The organism is Chromobacterium sp. Ag138 (genome assembly GCF_055181315.1).
Genome location: NZ_JBUPWA010000001.1, coordinates 650,725 through 671,228 on the forward strand (window position 1 = coordinate 650,725; position 20,504 = coordinate 671,228).

The following is a 20,504-nucleotide window of genomic DNA, read 5'->3' on the forward strand; positions in this document are numbered from 1 at the left end:
CATATCAGACTTCCTTTGCAAGAAAACCGCGCAAATCGGCAAGCACCAGCTGCCGCAGCTTGTCGGCGGACGGGATGCGCGCCGGCGCGGACGGCTGCCGGGCCTCTTCCTCTTCGTTGCCGGACAGCAGCCGCCTCAGCCGCGGCGTCTGTCCCTCCATCACCAGCGTCTGCCCGCCGCCGGACGCCAGGCAGTCATGCCAGGCCGCCAGGCCGGTTTCGCTGCGCATCGGCAGCATGCCGGTCGCTTCCAGCATGCGGACCCGAGCCTTGGCCGGCAGCCCCATGCCGCCCTCTTCCCACAGCGGCCAGTTGATCGACAGCGTCAGGCCGCTGCGCAGCCCGGCCGCCGCCTGTCCGTTGCGCCAATGGGCGAATTGATCGAGGAAACCGTTGGCCGCCGCGTAGTCGGCCTGGCCGGCGTTGCCGAAAACGGCGCTGGCCGAGGAGAACAGCGCCAGAAAATCCAGATCCAGCTCGCTGGTCGCGGCATCCAGGTTCACCGCGCCGTCCACCTTGGGCGTCAGCACCCGCTCGAAATCCGCTCGGGTTTTGCCGGCGATCAGCCCGTCCCGGGTCATGCCGGCGCTGTGGATCACGCCATTGAGCGCGCCGAAGCGGCTGAGCGTTTCCGCGATGGCGGCCTCCACCTGGGCCGGATCCGCCGGGTCCATCCGCAGGTAGGCCAGGCGCGCCGGCTGGACGGAAGCTTCCGCAGCCAGGCGTTTCAGCTCGGATAGCCGCTCCCCATCCTCGCCGCCGCGGCCGGTCAGCACCACGATGGCGTCCGCGGCCCGCGCCAGGATGTCGCGGGCGAAGATGCGCCCCAGTCCGCCCAAACCGCCGGTGATCAGGTAGACGCCGCCCGCGCGCAAGGCCGGCGCGGTGTGCTTAGGCGCATCCGCCTCATGCCAGCGCTTGACGGCGGCGTCGCGGCCGGCGAAACGCAGCACGGCCTCGTCCGGCGCGGCGGCCGCCAACTTCAGCCTTTCGGCCAAAACGGCCTCGGAGCAGGCATCACCCAACAGCACCAGTTGCGCCGCCAGGCCGCCATGTTCCAGCCGGGCGCTGCGGACCAGGCCTTCCAAGCCGGCCAGCAACGTGCCGTCTCCGCTTTCCGCGACAACGATCTGGAACAGGACCCGCCCAGCCGGTTTGGCGCGCAGCAGGCGCTGCAGCCTTTCAAACCCCTCCACGGCGACTGCGCGGTAGCGCTCGGCCAAGCCGGCGTCGGACGGCATCGCCGCGTGCGAAGCGTCGTCGCAACCCAGTTTGCCGGCCAGGCTGGCGGCATGGATCGCGGGCAAGCCGCACAACAGCAGCTCGCGGCGGCTGAAATCGCCCGCGGCTTTTCGGGCGGCCGCGGCTAGCGGCGTCCATGCGGGACGCGCCAGCACGCGCCCCACCTGCGCTCCGCGCAATACCGATACCGGCGCGCCGCGTTCGACCGGGGCGGGCGCTATCCAATAGCGCTCCCGGGCGAACGGATAGCCGGGCAGGTTCAGCCGGCGGCGGTCAGCGCCGGCATGCAGTCCCGCCCACTCGACGCGGCGGCCCGCCACCCAGGCTTCGCCCAGGCGGCGCAAGTCGTCGCCGCCGCGGGGACGCAGCGCATCCTCTTCGGCCAGCTTGCGCGCCGCGCGGCCGCTCAGCAGGCCATCGGCCTCCCGCCCTCCCGCATACGCCTCCAGGCCGGCGATCCACTCCTCGCGGGTCGAGCCTGCCAGCGCCAGCCGTTCGTCCATTTCTTCGCGGCCCAATTGCAGCGTGTAGGCCAGATCGGCCAGATCGACATCATGCCGGCGCAGGTAGACGGCCAGATTCGCCGCGCTGGCGCGCAGCCGCTCATCGTTCTTGGCCGACAGCGTAAGCAACTGCGGGCCCGCCGCCGCCGGACGGCGCGCTGACGGGACGTGCTCCTCCAGCACCACGTGGGCATTGGCGCCCCCCCAGCCAAAGGCGCTGACGCCGGCGCGCCGCGGCAGCGCCTCGCCGCTTGCATCCCGCGGAGCGGCCCAAGGCGTGGTCTTGTCGACGATGTAGAACGGGCTGCCGGCCAGGTCGATGTAGGGATTGAGCGCGTCGAAATGCAGCAGCGCCGGTATTTGCCGGTTGCGCATCGCCAGCAGCGTCTTGAGCAGCCCCGCCATGCCGGCCGCCGGCTCCAGGTGGCCGATATTGGTTTTCACCGAGCTCAGGCCGCAATGCGGCGTTGCCGGCGCCGCGCGGCCGCGCTTCGCGTACAGATCGGCGAAGGATTTCTTCAGCGCCTGGATCTCGATGGGATCGCCCAGGCTGGTGCCGGTGCCGTGGCATTCGATATAGCCGACGGTGGCGGGATCGATGCCGGCCTGATCGTAGGCGTCAATCAGCAGTTCGATCTGCGCTTTGGGATTGGGCGCGGTCAGATTGCTGACGCGGCCGCCATGGTTTTCCGATGTGGATCTGACCACTGCGTAGATCGGGTCGCCGTCGGCCAGCGCTTTGTCCAGCGGCTTGATCAGCATCGCGCCCACGCCCTCGCCGCGCACATAGCCGTCGGCGGACTTGTCGAAAGTCTTGCACTTGCCCTCGGGACTCAGCATGCCGGCTGCGCTCAGCGAGATATGGGCGGTGGGCGTCAGCATCACCTGTACGCCGGCGACGATGGCCATCTCGCTGCTGCCGGTGTGGATGGACTCGATCGCCCGGTGCAAGGCCACCAGCGAGCTGGAGCAGGCGGTGTCCAGCGGCGCGCTCGGTCCGCGCAAGTTGAACAGGAAGGAGATGCGGTTGGCCAGGATGGAATGGGAGTTGCCGGAAGCCGAATAGCCGTCCAGCGAAGCGCCGCTGTCGGCCAGCACATCCACGTAATCCTGCGAGGAGGCACCGACGAACAGGCCGGTGCGGGTGCCGGACAGATCGGACATCTTGTGGCCGGCATCCTCTACCGCCGCCCACACGGTCTGGATCAGCAAGCGCTGCTGCGGGTCCATCATCTCGGCTTCGCGCGGGGTGATGCCGAAAAACAGCGGATCGAACTTGTCCACTTCCTTCATGAAGCCCCCCCAGCGCGAGTAGGACTTATTGGCATCCTTCACCGGCTCGCCGTGCACATGCTCCCAGATCCAGCGGTCACGCGGAATTTCCGTGACCAGATTGCGCTCTTGGCTGAGGCTGTCCCAAAAGGCTTGCAGGTTTTCCGACTGCGGCATCACCCCGGCGATGCCGACGATGGCGATAGGTTGCCGGGCGAAACGGTTGCCGCCGGCAGGCCTGTCCGCGGCGGGCGCGCGCCAGCCTTTGTCGATGCCGCTTAGCAACGCCGCAGGCTTGGCCGCGACGGCTTGCGAGGCCGCCGCCGCGCCGCCGTGGACGCGGCGCGCGGCGGCGGCGTGTTCGCCGCACAGCGCGTCCGCCACTCCGGCCGGCGTCGGATGCTCGAAGAACAGCACCGGGTTGACTTCAAGTCCGTACGCCTCGTTGATCGCGTTGGCGAAAGCGGTCAGGCCGATGGAGTCGAACCCCAGGTCCAGCAGCATGCTGTCGGTCGAATAGTCGTCGTCGCCCAGCTTCAACAGTCCGGTCACGATCGACTTCAGTTTCTCAGCGACTGCCGCCCGCAGCGCGTCGCCTCCCGTTTCCGCGCCTCCAGCCTGGATCGGCGCCGCCGCCCGCGGCGACAGGCCCCAGGCTTTTTCCAGCTTGTCGCGCACGCCGCTGACCACCGCGACCTGATGGCGCGTCGAGGCCAGCGCCGTCTCGAAGGCCGCCAGACCATCCGGCGTCGCCAGCGGCGCCATGCCCAGGTTGTGGCGGAACATTTTCTCGGTCTGCTCGTCCAGCCGCATGCCGCCCTCGGCCCACAGCGGCCAATTCAGGCTCAGGCTGCGGCCCTGCCTCCGGCCCGCCTGCCGCTGCGCGTCGCGCCAGGCGGCGAAGGCATCCAGATAGTGGTTGGCGAACGCGTAATCGCACTGGCCGGCGTTGCCGCCTATCGCCGCCAGCGAAGAGAACATCGCAAAAAAGTCCAGCTCGCCGTCGCCGACGGTGCGATCCAGATGGAAGGCGCCCATAACCTTGGGCGCGAGCACCGCGTCCATGTCTTCCCGCGTCTTCTTCCTGATCAGCGAATCGCGCAGCACCCCCGCGCCGTGCAGGATGCCGTCCAGCCGGCCGAATCGCGCCCGGGCAGCCTCGACCGCCGCGCGCGCGCCGTCCTCGGTCGCCACATCGGCCTGCAGGTATGACGCCTCGGCCCCCTTGGCGCGCAGCGCTTCCAGCATGGACTCCAGCGCTGGCGTCGGCGCGGAACGGCCTGTCAGCGTCAGCCTGGCGCGGCAGCGTTCCGCCAGATATCCGGCGAAGATCAGACCCAGTCCGCCGGCGCCGCCGGTGATCAGATAGGAGCCGCCCTGCCGCCATGCCGGACGACCGGCATCCGCCGCGTCCAGCGACAAGCGGCGCAGCGCCCGCGCCAGCCTGCCGCCGCCCGCGTAGCGCACGGCCTTGTCCGCCGCCGTGGCGGCGCTAAGTTCCGCCATCGCCGCCGCCAGGGTTTCATCGGCGTCGAACGCGTCCGGCAATTGCAGCGTCTTGCAGGACAACTTGGGATTTTCCAGCTCCAGCGAACGGGCGAAGCCATGAATCGCCTCATTGTGCGGCTGCGTCCCATCTCCTCTATGCAGATACAGCAGTTGCGCGGCGGCGGGCTTGCGCTCGATCAGGGCCTGGCACAGCGACAGCATGCCCCCCACGCCGCGGTCCAGGGCCTGCCGCAACCCGCCTTCATCGCCGGCCTCTCCCGCCGGCCAAGCGTAGCAAATCCTTTCCAAAGGCCAGCCGGCCTCCGCCAGCGCGGCCAGCGCGCGGGCAATGTCCTGCGGCCGGGACGCATCCACCTCGTAGACATGGTCCCCGGGCTCGGCGTAGCGGTCGGCGCGCAGAACCAGCGCGGCCTTCAGTCCGCGGCGGATGCATGCCTCGAACAGCGCCCGATCGGTGTCGAACAGCACCAGCCGGCCGGGGGCGGCATCCGCGCGCTCCGCGTCCAGCGGTGCGGCCTGCCACTCGCAGCCGTAATGCAGCATCTCGAACGCTTCGGCCGGCGCGTAACGCGCGGCGGGTTTTTCGTGCACACTGGCCAAGGGCACGCCGACGGTTTCATGGATGCGCACCAGCACGCGGCCATCCTCGTCGACGATGGCCACCTCGTCGCGCGCGACGCCTGACGCGCTTCGGCTGCCGTAAATCACGTGGCTGTAGCAAACGCGGGGCAGCGGGCGGAGCATCTCCACCTCGCCCAACGAGTACGGCACCCTCGCCTCCCCGGATGCGCCCAGCAAAGCCGCCACGCCGGCCTGCATCGCCGCGTCCAGCAGGCTGGGATGCAGCGGCAGGCTGTCGAAGTCGGCGGCGCAAACGGCGGGCAGCTCCAAACGGCCCAGCGTCTCGCCATCGCCGCAGCGCACCTCGGAAAGCACGCGGAAGCCGGGGCCGTAGGCCATGCCGGCGGCGGCGAAAGCCGCGTACACCTCGCCGGCGTCCAGCGTCCGGCCGCAGCGGGCGCGGATGGCGTCCAGATCTATTCTTTCCTCGGGCGCTTCGCCGCCGTCGGCGTAGAACAAGCGGCCCTGGGCATGCAGCTGGCGCGACTCGCCGCCGCGCACTTCGAAAGCCACCGCCTCGCCGTCAGGCTTCAACTCGACGAAAGCCTCGCGGCTGCCGCCGCCATCCAAGGCCAGCGGGCTGACCCAGGTGACGTTGCGCAGCCGCGCCACCGGACGGCCGGCGGCCAATTCGCCGGCTTTGCGCGCCAGTTCCAGATAAGCGGTGCCGGGCAGGGTGGGAATGCCGGACACCACGTGGTCGGCGAGGAAGTACTCGCCGGCGCGGAAGGTCTTGCGGAAGAGTTGACGCTCGAAGGTGGACTCATTGCTGTCCAGCAGCGGATGCAGCGCGGCTTGCGGCGCGCCGGCGGCCACGGATTCGCCGCGGGAAATCCAGTGCCGCTTGTCGGCGAAGGGATAGGTGGGCAGCGACACCCGGCGGCCCTCGCTTTCCATGCCCTGGCAATCCGGCAGCAAGCCCTCCAGCCACAACTGCGCCAGTTTGCGAGGATCCCGGCTTGCGGACAGCATGCCCACCAGTTGCTCGGTCTCCCTTCGGCTCAACAGGCGTGCGACGCCCTCGGCGCCGCGCGCGTTGCCGCTCAGCACGTCCGGGTCGCTTCGTCCGGCGGCGAAGGCCGCCAATTTGTCCGCCAAGGCGTCGACGCTGTCCGCCAGTACCGCCAAGCGGCAATCGAAGGACTTGCGGCCATGCTGCAAGGTGTAGGCGATGTCGGAGAGCCGGCGCCCGGCATCAGGGCGGCGCAGATGGGCGGCCAGGCGATGCGCCATCAGCTTCAGCTGTTCTTCGCTGCGGGCCGACAGGGGGAATACCCTCAGGCCGGCGCTTTCCGGCCGCGGCGGCTCATCGGGATACTGCTCCAGCACCACGTGGGCATTGGCGCCGCCCGCGCCGAAAGAGCTGACCCCGGCGCGCAGCGGCGCGCCGTCTTTGGGCAGCCACGGCGCCAGTTCGCGCTGCACCTGGAACGGCGACGCGGCGAAATCGATGTGAGCGTTCAGCGTCTCGGCGTGCAGCGACGGCGCGAGCTGGCGGTGCTTGATCTGCAGCAGCGCCTTGCTGACGCCCGCGACGCCTGCGGCGGCCTCCAGATGGCCGATATTGGTTTTCACCGAGCCTATCGCGCAGCTCTGGGCCGCCTGGCCGGCGAAGGCATGGCCGAGGCCGGCGATCTCCACCGGGTCGCCCAGCTCCGTGCCGGTGCCGTGCGCCTCGATGTAGCCGATGGAGGACGCGTCGACGCGCGCGCGGCGCAGCGTCTCGGCGATCAATTCTCCCTGAGCCTTGGGATTCGGCACGGTGTAGCCGCCGGAGCGCCCGCCGTGGTTAACAGCGGAGGCGCGGATCACGCCGTAGACCTGATCGCGGTCAAGCAATGCCTGATCCAGCGGTTTGAGCAACAGCGCGCCCACCCCTTCGCCAGCCACATAGCCGTTGGCTCCGGCGCCGAAGGTGCGGCATACGCCGTCGGGGGACAAGGCGCCGCCGGCATGGTTGATGTCGAATTTGTGCTGGTGCGCATCCAAATTGACGCCGCCGACGATGGCGCTGGCGCAATCGCCGTTGCGGATCGCCTCGCAAGCCAGATGCAGCGCGGTCAGGCTGGACGAGCAGGCGGTATCCACCGACAGGCTGGGCCCGTTCAGATTCATCCAGTAGGACACGCGGTTGGCAATGCTCCACTGGAAGGAATTGGGGTGGACCTCGGCGCCTGCCAGCTTGGCCTCCACGCCCGCCACCTGGTACATCGCCCACACCGCGCCGACGAAGACGCCCACCTTGCGGCCGCCGTCAGGCCCGCCGAGGATTTCCGGATAATAGCCGGCGTCTTCCACCGCCTCCCAGGCCACCTCCAGGAACAACCGTTCCTGAGGGTCCAGCATTTCCGCTTCGCGCGGCGAAATGTTGAAGAACAGCGAATCGAAACGGTCGATGCCGTCGATGAAGCCGCCGCGGTAGGCGCGGTTGAAGACGCGGCTGGCGCGTAGGGCCAGCCGTTCCGCCGGCATCTCGGTCACGCAGTCGCGGCCCTCGCGCAGATTGTCCCAGAACTCGGCCAGCGTGCCGGCCTGCGGATAGCGCCCGGCCATGCCCACCACCGCGATGTCGCCCGCGGCGCGCGTGGCGACCGGTTCGGACGCCATCGCCGATGAGGCCTCCGCGCGCGCTTCGGGCGCAGACGCCTCCGATTCCGCGCCTGGACGGAGGCGGTGGTAGCGGATCAGGCCATGCTCGGCATGCATGTCGCCGGCGGCGGCCTGCTTGCCGCCGACCGGCTCGACCTCGGGAATATTCGCCCGCTCGCGGAAGGCCTGGGCCAGCCGCGCGGCCAGTTCATCGATTTCCGCCGCTTTCAGCCCCAGGGGCACCGCCAGCCTGGCCATGCCGCCCAGCGGCCCGTTCTGCCGCATGCCTGCGCTGTGCGCGCCGGCGCGGATGCCCGTGCTCAGGTACAGCCAGGCCAGGAAGGATGGCAGCGGATGAGCGAAACCGGAAAACTCAGGCATGCGCGCGACATCGACGACCACGCAATGGCCACCGGCCGGCGACATCAGCGGCGCGCCGGCGTTTTTCAGCGCCTGCCACAGTTTTTCGGACGACTCCACGCGGCGCGCGGCCTGGGCGGATGCCCAATCGCTTTCCGCCAGCGCGAGCCCCACGAGTTTTTTGTCGAGCACATCCAGTCCGCCGCCATCGCGCCGCTGCTGCTCCTGCAGCCGCCGAAACAGGCCGGCGTCCCTCACCGCGACCACCCCGCCGCGGTTGACGCCGAAATCCTTGGCCAGCGAGGCGGTGACAATATCGGCGCAGTCCAGTATTTCGCGCGCCAGCTCCCAAACATCGCGCCCGGTCTGGCCAGCTTCTCGCCGGATCAGCAATAACGCGTTTTCCAGCACCCGGGTGGCATCGATCACCAGCGCGATGCCATGCGCCGACAGCAGCTCCTTGACCCGCTTCAAGTGGGACAGCGCGGCGGGCTGGCCGCCGCAGGCGTTGTTGCACACCTCCACGCAGACGAAGGCGATCTCCCCGGCATGGTCAGCCGTCTGCGCGCGCAGCGCGTCCCAATCGAGATTGCCCTTGAACGGCTCGTCCGCATCCGGCTGCAGCGCCGCCGGGTGCGGCAGCTCGCAGGGTTCGTAGCCCTGATCTATCTGGTGGAACAGTCCGGACGGAAACAGCAGGTTCTCCAGCACGCGGCCGCGTTTCGGCCATGCCTTGCACAACAAGCTCTCCGCGGCGCGGCCGGACTCGGTCGGCAAACAATACTCGAAGCCCAGCAGCCGCTTCAGTTCGGCTTCGATATTGGCCGGTTGCTGCAACTTGGCGCGGAGATAATCGACGCGGCGGCTCACCGCCGAGGTTTCCAGCTGCGCCCACGAATCGGTCCGCAGATCGAATTCCACCTGTGCCGCCGCCAGGTTGTGCGGATTGAAGCCGCAAGCCTCCAGGGCGCGGACCCGCTCGCCATCCAGCCGCGCCGCGCCCTTTGGCGCTGTGCCAGCCGACAGCGCGGCCTCGGTTGCGGCAGGCCGGATGGCCGGCGGAGCCATCGCGATGACAGGCGGGGCCATCGCCTCGCTTGCGCCGGGCGCAGGCAGATTATGATTCTCTTCGTCCGGGGTCTGGGCCCGTTCCGGATCGGCGATCATCAGGATGATGTCGATCACATTGTCGGCGCGGCCGCTGCCAGCCGGACGGCTCAGGTAGATGGTGCGGTTTTCCGGACGGAACTTGTTCTTGAATTGCAGATTGCCTTCGTCGTTGAAGATGCCCTGCCGGTGCAAGTCGTCCAGGATGCGGTCCACCTCCGGGTCGGCGTTGCCGCTGCCCTCCAGCCGGCAGCCGTAGGTGCCGCCCAGGCTGAGCATGTCGCAGCCTTCTTGCGCCAGCGCGCCGATGATATTGACTATCGCGAATTCCAGGCCGCCCAGCGGCATGTCCTTCGGATAGAACTCCAGGTCCATCAGGTAGCCTTTGTGTTCGGCTGCGCTCATCGCCGAGATCAGGATCACGTTTTGCAGCGCGCCGTCCAAATAGGTCAGGAACAAGCGATGCTGCGCATCCAGGCGGCCGGCCAGGATTTCCTCGCGCACGATGCGGATCAGCGGATTGACCATGGGCTTGGCTTCGCACCAGCGGTCAATGACAGCGGCGATCTCGCCATCCACCTTGGCGTCCGTTCCGCAGCGGTACTCGACCGTGCGCCCTTCGCCGGCCTTTTCGAATTTGGATACCTGGTAACGCAGCCGGCGCATCGCGCCGCCTTCCAAAGTGAACGAGCCGATGTCCAGCACCCTCTGCACCACGCCGAAAGGCGTGGAGGAGAACGCCGTCTCGCCCACCGTCTCCACTGGCGCGTCGGTCAGCATGTTCAGCTGGTAGCCTCGCGATTCGCAGTAGCGATGGAATTCCGCGGCAAGATCCGCGAAGTGCTCAGCCGGGCCGGTGTAGGCGTAGGCCATCACCAGGTCCTTGTAGCGGCCGTAATGAAAGTAGCCGCGGCGGGCCGCGCCGATGAACAGATTGGGGGCGATGTTGCGGGTGCCGCGGGATACGCTGCCTTCGTTCTTGTGCTCGGCGAACAGCTTTTCCATCTGCGCCTGCAATTCCGGATGCGCGGACAGATTCTTTTCCAGCATGCGTATGCTGTCGGCCGGCATCGCCGGCGCCGCCGCGCTTGCGGCCGGGGGCGCGCTCACCGCGGCAGGCGGCGCAGAGGCAGGCGCGCCGCATTTTTCGGCCAGCGCCGCCGCGTGCCGGCTGACGAAATAAGCAGCCAGCAATTCGATATTGAAGTGCTCGAACAGCAGGGTTTTCGGCAAGGTGCCGAAATCGCTCTCCAGCCGTTTGATGACCTTCAGAATACGAAAGGAATCCAGGCCCAACTCGCCGAATGGCGCGGCAATATCGAATGAAGCCGAGGAGCCGGCCGCCACCTCCGCCGATTCCGCGATCGCGGCTTGCAAATAGGACTGGGCCAATTCCTGCAAATGTTCATTATTGAACTTTTCAATCTCAGCCATTTCGACGGACACCCCAATGTTCAGGAATGCGAAGCGCGCTAAGCGTTCGCATCGCAGCGATGGCGACAAATTGTCACGGCCGTTTCCCGATGAAACCGGGTCCGGCCGGCATCGATCCATTCGGGCCGCTTGCCATGCGCATGCGTTTTATTGACGCAATAGGCGCGACGGATCGATTGCCGGCGACTATAGCAAAGCGGCATTCCCCGCCATCCGGATAGGCGAACCAGGGGAATCAAATGCGAATGCGCGGTACTTCGCCTCCATCCGCCGCGCTTCCCATTGCCCGGAGTGAAAAAACAAAGCCGGGATATATTGAGCCGCATGCCGGGAGGTGGCGTTTCCAACGGTCGAAACCATGCCGGCCATCGAATCGGTTTTGCCTGCGGGATTTCGTCGGAAGCGGAAATTCGCCCCTGTTTCGCCCCTGCGGTTTGTTCTCCAGCCTCTCAGCCATCGCCCGGCCGGCGCCTGCCCGAAGGAGAGGCCGGACCAGATCAGCGGCCTGCCCTGGCTAGTCCTCCCCCGCCCGCGTTTGCGGCGGAAGCCGGATTCACGCATAGCAACATCATGAGGTGACTGAATGATCGAAGGTTTTCGGCCTCGCGCCGACAGAACGATCCCATCGCGCGCGCCGCGGTTGATTTGCGCCGCGGCCCTCGCCGCGGCACTGTCGGCATGCGCCGTCGGCCCGGAATACAGCCGCCCCGCCATGCCGCAGGCCGACCGCTACACCGAAACAGCCTTGCCCGCGCAAACCGTCGGCAGCCCGGGCCCGGGAGGCCTGGCGCAGCGATTTGCCGCTGGCGAAGACATTCCCGCCGACTGGTGGAAACTGTTCCGCAACGAAGCGCTGGACGGCCTGATCCGCGACGCGCTGGCGCGCAGCCCCAATATCGCCGCGGCGCAGGCGGCATTGCGCCAGGCGGGAGAGATCTATCAGTCCGAACGCGGCGGCCAGTCCTTGCCCAGAGTGGATGGCCAGCTGGGCGCCCAGCGACAGAAGATCAACGGCATTCCGTTCGGCCAACCCGACTTCGCCAGCGCGCTGAACCTGTACAACGCCTCGGTCAACGTCAGCTACCGTTTCGATCTGTTCGGCGGAACCCGCCGCGAATTGGAAAAGTTGCAGGCAAGCGTGGATTACCAAGGTTTCCAGCTGCGCGCGGCCTACCTGGCGCTGAGCGCCAATCTGGTCACCTCGGCGGTGCAGGAAGCCTCGCTACGGGCGCAGATCGAGTCCACCGAACGCATCGCGTCCGACCAGGCCAGCCAGTTGGGCGTGCTGCGCCGGCAATTCGAAGCCGGCGGCGCGGCGCGCACCGACGTGCTGCTGCAGCAAACCCAGCTGGCGCAAACTGAAGCTTCGCTGGCGCCGCTGCGCCAATCGCTGGCTCAAACCCGGCATCGGCTGGCCGCTTTATCCGGACGCCTGCCTGGAGAAGGCGGACTTCCGGCTTTCCACTTGGACATGTTCACGCTGCCGGACAGCCTGCCCGTCAGCGTGCCGTCCGAACTGGCGCGCCGGCGTCCCGACATCCTGGCCTCTGAGGCGCTGTTGCGTCAGGCCAGCGCCCAGGTGGGCGTGGCCGCCGCGGCGCTCTATCCGCAACTGACCTTGTCCGCCGGCTATGGCAGCCAGGCGGGGGCCGGATCGCAGTTGCTCACCCCGGCGGCGGCCGTATGGAACTTCGGCGCGGGACTGGCCCAGCCGCTGTTCCACGGCGGAGAGCTGCGCTCGCGCAAGCGCGCGGCCGAAGCGGCGTACGAACAAGCCGAGGCCCAATACCGCGAAACCGTGCTGTCCGCTTTCCAGAACGTAGCCGACGCGCTGCGCGCGCTGGACAACGACGCGGCAGGCCTGCGCGCCCAAACCCAAGCCTGGTCATCCGCCCGCGACACCCTTGAGCTTGCGCGCAAACAATACGGCCTGGGCGCGATCGGCTATCTGTCGCTGCTGGATGCCCAACGCCAATACCAGCAGACCACCATCGCGCTGGCCCAGGCTCGGGCCGCGCGCTATGCCGACACCGCCGCGTTGTTCCAGGCGCTGGGCGGCGGCTGGCATCAGGACGAAACCCAAAAAACGGCCGCACCGCCGCAACAGGAGAATACCCGATGACAACAACCACCCTGCCGACTCCGCGCCCGTTGAGAAAGCGGATGATCGTGATGCTGATCTGTCTGGCGCTGCTGTTCGGCGCGCTGGTCGGATTCAATTTTCTCAAGGGTTACATGATCGCCAAATTCGTCGGCGAGATGTCGGCGCAACCGGTCACGGTCAGCACCGCCCGCGCCGGCTACCAGACCTGGCAACCGCAAATCCACGCAGTGGGCAGCATCCGCGCCGCCCAGGGCGTGGACGTCACCACGGAAGTGGCGGGCCTGATTCGTCAGGTGCGCTTCAAGTCCGGGGATGAGGTGAAAGCCGGACAAGTACTGCTGGAGTTGAACGACACCGACGACATCGCGCTGCTGCAATCCCACAAGGCCGCCGCCGAACTGGCGAAGACGGCCTATGACCGCGACCGCACCCAATACGAGATCAAGGCCATCCCCAAGGCCACGCTGGATGCGTCGGCGGCCGACCTGAAAAGCAAGCAAGCGCTGGCCCGGCAGCAACAGGCGCTGGTGGACAAGAAAACGATACGCGCAGCCTTTTCCGGCAAACTGGGCATACGCACCGTCAATCCGGGCCAGTACTTGAAACCCGGCGACGCCATCGTCACGCTGCAGGCGCTCGACCCGTTGTTCGTCGACTTCAGCGTGCCGCAAGAACAGTTAGCCCAGCTCTCGCCCGGCCAGACCGTCAATGTGGAAACCAACGCGCGCGCCGGGCAATGGTTCGGCGGCAAGATCACATCCATCAGCCCCAAGGTGGACGATGCCACCCGCTCGGTACGGGTGGAGGCCCAGCTCGCCAACCACCAGCAGAAGCTGCTGCCTGGCATGTACGCCAATATCCGCATCGATGCCGGCGCCCGTCAGCGCCACCTGACCCTGCCCCAGGCCGCGCTGTCCTACAACGCTTACGGCGCCACGGCCTTCATCGTCAAGCCGGGCGCCAAGGCCGGCGAAGACGGCAAGACGCTGCCGGTGGCCGAGCAGGTGTTTGTCACCACGGGTTCCACCCGCGGCGACCAAGTGGCCATCCTCAAAGGCATCCAGGCCGGCGACCAGGTGGTGACCAGCGGCCAGCTCAAGCTCAAGAACGGCACCGCGCTGGTTATCGACAACAAAGTCCAGCCCGCCAGCGAAGCCAATCCGGCTCCGCAGGAACAATAAGGACGGCCAGATGAAATTCACCGATATCTTCATCCGCCGGCCGGTGCTGGCCATTACCCTCAACCTGCTGATCCTGGTGCTTGGGCTGCATGCGTTCTCCTCGCTGAAAGTCAGCGAATACCCGAAAACCGAAAATGCGATCGTCACCATCAGCACCGCCTATTACGGGGCCAGCGCCGACACGGTGGCCGGCTTCATCACCCAGCCGCTGGAAAGCGCCGTCGCCCAGGCCCAGGGCGTGGACTACATCTCGTCCACCAGCTCCAGCGGCATGTCCACTATCGTCGCCACGCTGCGGCTGAACTACGACCCCAACAAAGCGCTGACCGAGATCAACACCCAGGTCCAGTCGATGAAGAACCAGCTGCCTCAGCAAGCGCAGCAGCCTACGCTGAACGTGCAGATAGGCCAGACCACCGATGCGATGTATCTGGGTTTTTACAGCGACGAGCTGCCGGGCAACCACATCACCGACTACCTGCTGCGCGTGGTCAAACCCAAGTTGGACTCCATCGAAGGCGTGCAGAAAACCCAGATGCTGGGCGACCGCCAGTTCGCGCTGAGGGCCTGGCTGGACTCCACCCGGCTGGCCGCCCACAACGTCACCGCCAACGAAGTCTACGCCGCGCTGGCCAGCAACAACTATTTGACGACGCTGGGCGCGACCAAGGGCCAGATGGTCAGCGTCAATCTGAACGCCGGCACCGAGCTGCACTCGGTGGAGGAATTCAAGAAGCTGGTGATCAAGCAGGAGAATGGCGCGCTGGTGCGCCTGTCCGACGTGGCCAACGTGGTGCTGGGCGCCGACAACTATGACTCCAGCGTGTCCTTCGACGGCAAGCGTTCGGTTTTCCTCGGCGTCAAGGTCGCCCCGGGCGCCAACGCGCTGGACGTGGCCAAGCGCGTGCGCGCGGCCTTCCCCGAGCTGCAGAAAGAGATGCCCACCGGCCTGAAGAGCAGCATCGTCTTCGACGCCACCGACACCATCAACATCTCGGTCAACGAAGTGGTGAAGACGCTGATCGAAGCGTTCATCATCGTGTCGGCGGTGGTTTTCCTGTTCCTGGGCAATATGCGCGCGGTGATCGTGCCGGTGATCGCCATTCCGCTGTCGCTGATCGGCACCTTCATCATCATGCAGATGCTGGGCTACACCATCAATCTGCTGACCTTGCTGGCATTCGTGCTGGCCATCGGCCTGGTGGTGGACGACGCCATCATCGTCATCGAAAACGTGGACCGCCACATGCGCGAGGACGGTCTGTCTGCGCTGGAGGCCTCGCTGCTGGCCGCGCGGCAACTGGCTGGCCCGGTCGTAGCCATGACGGCGGTGCTGATCGCCGCCTACATGCCCATCGGTTTCCAGGGCGGCCTCACCGGCGCGTTATTCACCGAGTTCGCCTTCACGCTGGCCGGCGCGGTGACGATGTCGGGCGTGATCGCCCTGACACTGTCGCCGATGATGAGCGCAGGCCTGATGCGCGCCGGCCACCAGCCCGGCAAGCTGGCCCGCTTCATGGACAGGAGAATGGAGCGCATCCAGCTCCGCTACGAGCGCATGCTCAAAAGCGCGCTGGACACCTGGCAGGTGTGGGTGGCGATGGGCGGCCTGATCTTGTGCGGCCTGATCTATCTGTTCATGACCTCGATGTCGGAACTGGCGCCTCAAGAGGATCAGGGCATCGTGCTGGCGCATGTCCAGGGCCCGCCCAACGCCACCATCCAGCAGATGCAGACTTATGCCGACCAGGTGTATGAAATCGCCAGAAAGCGGCCTGAGTACGCGCAGATGTTCCAGATGACCGGCACCCCGACCGTCAACCAGAGCATAGGCGGCATGCTGCTGAAACCCTGGGGCGAACGCAAGCTGAGCGCAACCAAGCTGCAACAGGAAATGCAGAAGGAGTGGTCGGCCGTGGCGGGCGCTCGGGTCGCCGCGTTCCAGCTCCCTTCCCTCCCCGGTGCCCAGGGGTTGCCGATGCAATTCGTGATCCGCACCGCCGAGCCGGTGGACAAGCTGAACGGCGTGGCGCAGGCCGTGCTGGCCAAGGCGCAAGCGAGCGGGCGGTTTTTCTTCGTCGACTCGGACCTCAAGGTGGACCGGCCGCAATCCACGCTGGTCATAGACCGCGACAAAGTCGCCATGCTGGGCATGACCCAGAGCGATGTCGGCCAGGCGCTGGGCGCGGCGTTGGGCGGCGCCTACGTCAATTACTTCTCCATCGACGGCCGCTCCTACAAGGTGATTCCGCAAATGAAGCAAAGCGACCGGCTGAATCCATCCCAGATTCTGGATTACAAGCTGCGCACACCGGGCGGCGGCATCGTTCCGGCCTCCTCTGTCGCCCATCTGCAGCAGGAAGTGGCGCCCGCGGCCATTTACCGCTTCCAGCAACAGAACTCGGCCACTCTGTCAGGAGTGCCTTTGATCGGCCTTTCCCAGGGCGAGGCGCTGGACTTCATGCGCAAGACGCTGGCTGAAGTGGCGCCCAGCGGCTACTCGGTGGACTACTCCGGACCATCCCGCCAGTACATGCAGGAAACCGGCGGCTTTGTCATCGTGCTGCTTCTGGCCGCATTCATCGTCTACCTGGTGCTGGCCGCGCAATTCGAAAGCTTCCGCGACCCGATGGTCATCCTCGTGTCGGTGCCGATGGCCTTGTTCGGCGCGATGGTCTTCATCAACATCGGCCTCGCCACGCTCAACATCTACACCCAGGTGGGACTGGTCACGCTGATGGGGTTGATCAGCAAGCACGGCATTCTGATCGTGCAATACGCGAACGAGCTGCAGCGCGCGGGGCGGAACAAACGGGAAGCATTGGAAGAAGCGGCAGGCATCCGGCTGCGCCCCATCCTGATGACAACGGCCGCGATGGCGCTGGGCGTGCTGCCTCTGGTGCTGGCCTCCGGTGCCGGCGCGGCGGGGCGCAACGCGATGGGCATCGTCATCTTCGCCGGCCTGTCCATCGGCACCTTGTTCACATTGTTCGTGGTGCCGGCGACCTACCTGCTGCTAGGCGCCGACCGTCAAGGCGCAAAGAAGGACTCGGCCCAAGCGGCCCTGGCATCGTAAACGGCATGAAAAACAGCTGGGCCGGCAAAGCCAGCCCAGCATCGAGGGAGACCTGACGACAATGACGGACACCGCCTGCCGCAGGAATGAGTCGCGTAAGCTACACCGCCATGTTGCGGCCGGAGAACAGCGGCTGCAAACGCGGGTCGAAACGCCAAACCCGGAGCCACACATAATTCTCGTTCTCCAGCGTCTGCCAATAGAGCTGAGCCGCTTCCACGCCGTCGATTTCCAGAATCAGCGGCAACAGGCTGGTACGCACATGGCGGCTGTCGATACCCCGCAGGTAGCTACGAACGGCGAAAATGGCCGACGGCCCCTCTACCCTGCTGCGGATATACAGATTATGCGCGGCGAGCATGCCCACCTCGTTGCCGGAATCGCGGACGCGCCGGGCCAGTTCGTCCGCGGCCGCCAGGTCACCCTTCACCGCCAGCAGCAGGCCGAGATTGCTTTGCAGCACCGGATGGTCCTGGCCGTGCTGGTTCAACTGCCGCGTTGCCAATGCGATGGCCTCTTCCAGATCGTGCTGGCAGTAGGAGATCCACACCTTGAGGATGCTGGCGGCGATGCGCGACGGATCTCGTCCCAGGCAACAGTCCAACTCATGCTGAGCCTGCTCCAGCTTGCCGCACAGAAACAGATGCCAAGCATAGTGGTAATAGATATCGATGGAATCCGGCGCCAACAACCTTGCCTGCCGGAACAGCGTCTCCGCGATGACCGACTCGCCGCGCAAGCTGCTGACTCTCGCCAACAGGCTGAGCGCCTGGGGATGATCGACCTTGAGTTCAACCGCCTTGCTGACCAGCTGCCAAGCCTGCTCGAGCGCCTGCTCCTGATCGAACAGACCCAGCTGGGCCATGGACAGGTAACACTCGGCCAGACAGCAATATGGTTGAATTTCACGCGGACTGGCGCTGACCTGTTGGCAAAACAGGGCCAATGCTCTTTTCAGGCTGGCCGGCGTATATTGCTGAAGATCATTCCGGCCGTTCAAATAGGCGATCGCGGCCTCCATCGACCGAAACTCGGCCACCTCGCCCGGCGTGCCCTGCAGCGCCGGAACGCATTGCACCGCCAATCGTCCCAAGTGGACGCGGAGATCGGCTGCAAACAGGCCTTGCGGCAACTGTATATTGTCATGCAACAACACCCGGTGCCCTTCGGTCCGCACCAGCTCCAGGTTCAAACGACAGGCTTCCTCATGCCGATGGATCTGGCCGGCGAGATAGTAATCGGGGGCCAGTCGATCAACCATGGACATAATCTTGTCCATATCCTGGCAGTCGCGGGTCAGGCTTGCGGGCAGGACCGAAAGATGGGACGGCGCATAGCCCGAAAGATGCTGCACCAGCTCGGCATGAAGGACCTGGGCCTCCAGCGGCGCATCTGAATGGAATGGCAAAATCGCGAGGGTGTAGCGCCTAGTCTGCTGAGGCGGCGCGGATACGAAAGCCACATGCCGGCAGAATCGGTAGCCCTTGCCGTAGACGGTTTCGATGTAGCGGTTGGTTTTGTTCTCGCAAAGAATACGCCGCAAAGCGTAGATGCAGCGGCATAAGGATTCCTGCCCGACATCCTCATCCAGCCAGACTTTCTCCAGCAGCTCGTTCTTGCTTATCAGCGCGCCCGAGGCCTGCAGCAACGCAGTCAGAACCGCCAGCTCCTTCGGCGGGATATCCACCTGCCGATTACGATGCAGCAACACCCCGTCCGCTTGCAATACAAAGTCGCCAAAAATAAATTGCTGACTCGCAAGGTGGTCTTGCTTTTGATACATATTCTTTCAACCCTCTTTACGAATGCAATTCTATTGCGGAGACATCATCGGCGCCGCAGTCTTGCGCAACTTAATTCAAACGCTTGATCTATTTTTGGCGCAATGCGAATCCAGCCATCGCCATTCAAGCGACAATCCCCTCTCAAAAGAAAATCGAGGAATAAAGGGAAAGCGATGCCGCCGCCAGCCCTGAAATTAAAGGCTGGCGGCTAAGCCAGGCTATTTGACGGCATGAAAAGAGCGCTTCATCTGATCCAGCTCAAATGCCAAGGCCATTCCAGCCGAATAGGCATATATATATAGAACTGGCACGCACAATATAAAGTCGCTTAATTACTAATGGCAAGAGTTTTTTGATGCATTATCCAAAATGCCAAATATCGATGTCATTTTTTCGAAATAATAGCCATCGTCGAAACAACAACCTCAAAAAAACAACCTGTCATTTAGGTCAGTATCGGCTTGTCAACCAAGACTCAGCATGATAGGCAAACTCTCGCCAAAATAGCTTCACTTCCGATTCAACGTCTGCGATGGCGCTTCATTGAATTGCCGCTTGTACGCATTCAGTAGGGTGGATCGATTCGGCACGCCCCACTTGTTGCCCACTTCCCTTACCTTCTGCCCTACCTTTGAATCATCGCTTTGCAGCTCCCGCCGTATTCTGACCATCCGTTCCTGCCGAATGATTTCAGATGGCGTGGAGCCCAGATTGCTGCGGAAAGTATTTTGCAGAGCGCGAACCGTGACGCCTATTTCCACGGCGATCTCGCGTATGGAAAGATCGCTGCGCTCCAAATTGTCCAGAAGGTATTGGTAAGCGCGCCGATATTTAGCCGGCAGCCTCGCCGTAATGTCGTTGCTGACCCCCTGGGCATGGTTCTTGGGACTGCTTTGCGCCACCACGCCCGCCCCCTCCCGAATGCAATGCGCCGCGGCCATCGCATACTTGCTGTACAACTGGCGCGCGCGATCGGTATAGCCTTGGGCCTGATTGACCTTGGACAGACAGTACAAGGTTTCCAGTTGGCGATGGCCGCTTCCGGCGCGCGCGTCGGCGTTCAACGGCCGCAACACCATTTCCGCCAACTGCGGGTAATCGCCAACCAGGCTGGCCAGCGCGATTTCCTGTCGCAGGGAGTTCTGGTACGCCTTAAGACTATTCGAATCAGCCCAGTCCAGATGCGCCAGCAAGCAGTCCCGCTCCTCTTTGTTGCCTTTGGCCAAGCGATTCAATGACTCCTTGAAGTCCAACCGCGCCCTCAGCACCGGCAACTCGATGTCGTTGCTTCCGCGCGGGCACTGCGGAACGCCCGCCGGCGCATCACGCAAGGCCATGAAATCATTCAGCCTCCCGGAATGCCAGTAGATGTGGTCGGATAGCTGAGGGGCATGGCGCAGCATACGCTGCACCGCCAAATCCGCGTACATCGCCCGGATCAGGCCTCGCCAGTTCGAGCGCTCTTCATCGGAGGCCGGCAGTTCCTCCGCCTTGGCGGCGATATCGTTCAGCATGTCCTCGGCATCGTTCAGATGCCCCATTTCGAACAAGATGCTCATGATGCCGAACATCCCCTCAACCTTGCGACGAGGATCGATGTCGGGTTCGTTGACCAAGCGAGTGAAACACCCGATAGCCGTGCTGAAACGGCGACGAAACAATTGCTGCCATCCCATATTGCGGGAGGAAAGCGCCCGCATCTCCTCTTTTGAGGCTCGCATCC

The 20,504-nt window shown here is 65.2% G+C and carries 6 protein-coding genes; 3 read left to right on the plus strand and 3 right to left on the minus strand.

What is annotated here, in order from left to right; all coding sequences use genetic code 11:
• Positions 1 to 4 precede the first annotated feature (4 nt).
• Complete coding sequence (locus ACY3GB_RS02735; RefSeq protein ID WP_463087380.1) at positions 5 to 10,636, minus strand: SDR family NAD(P)-dependent oxidoreductase; 10,632 nt, start codon at positions 10,634 to 10,636, stop codon at positions 5 to 7.
• A gap of 583 nt (positions 10,637 to 11,219) precedes the next feature.
• Between ACY3GB_RS02735 and ACY3GB_RS02740 the strand changes: the two genes are divergently transcribed.
• Genes ACY3GB_RS02740 through ACY3GB_RS02750 form a run of 3 tightly spaced genes read left to right on the plus strand, consistent with a single transcriptional unit; the run spans position 11,220 to position 16,997 of the window.
• Positions 11,220 to 12,758: an efflux transporter outer membrane subunit gene (locus tag ACY3GB_RS02740; RefSeq protein WP_463087381.1), complete on the plus strand. Its 1,539-nt coding sequence runs from the start codon at positions 11,220 to 11,222 to the stop codon at positions 12,756 to 12,758.
• Positions 12,755 to 13,921 carry an efflux RND transporter periplasmic adaptor subunit gene (locus ACY3GB_RS02745; protein WP_463087382.1) on the plus strand — a complete coding sequence of 389 codons (1,167 nt, stop codon included), beginning with the start codon at positions 12,755 to 12,757 and terminating at the stop codon, positions 13,919 to 13,921. Before ACY3GB_RS02740 ends, ACY3GB_RS02745 begins: the two co-directional genes overlap by 4 nt.
• 10 nt (positions 13,922 to 13,931) lie before the next feature.
• Positions 13,932 to 16,997, plus strand: a complete 3,066-nt coding sequence (locus ACY3GB_RS02750) for an efflux RND transporter permease subunit (RefSeq protein WP_463087383.1) — start codon at positions 13,932 to 13,934, stop codon at positions 16,995 to 16,997.
• Between the two features lie 100 nt (positions 16,998 to 17,097).
• Here ACY3GB_RS02750 and ACY3GB_RS02755 read toward each other — a convergent pair whose 3' ends face one another.
• On the minus strand, positions 17,098 to 18,780 hold the full coding sequence (locus ACY3GB_RS02755) for a HilA/EilA family virulence transcriptional regulator (protein ID WP_463087384.1): 1,683 nt from the start codon (positions 18,778 to 18,780) through the stop codon (positions 17,098 to 17,100).
• A 510-nt stretch (positions 18,781 to 19,290) separates the two neighbouring features.
• Positions 19,291 to 20,504 (minus strand): helix-turn-helix transcriptional regulator (locus ACY3GB_RS02760; protein ID WP_463087385.1); only part of this gene is annotated, 1,214 nt, incomplete at its 5' end.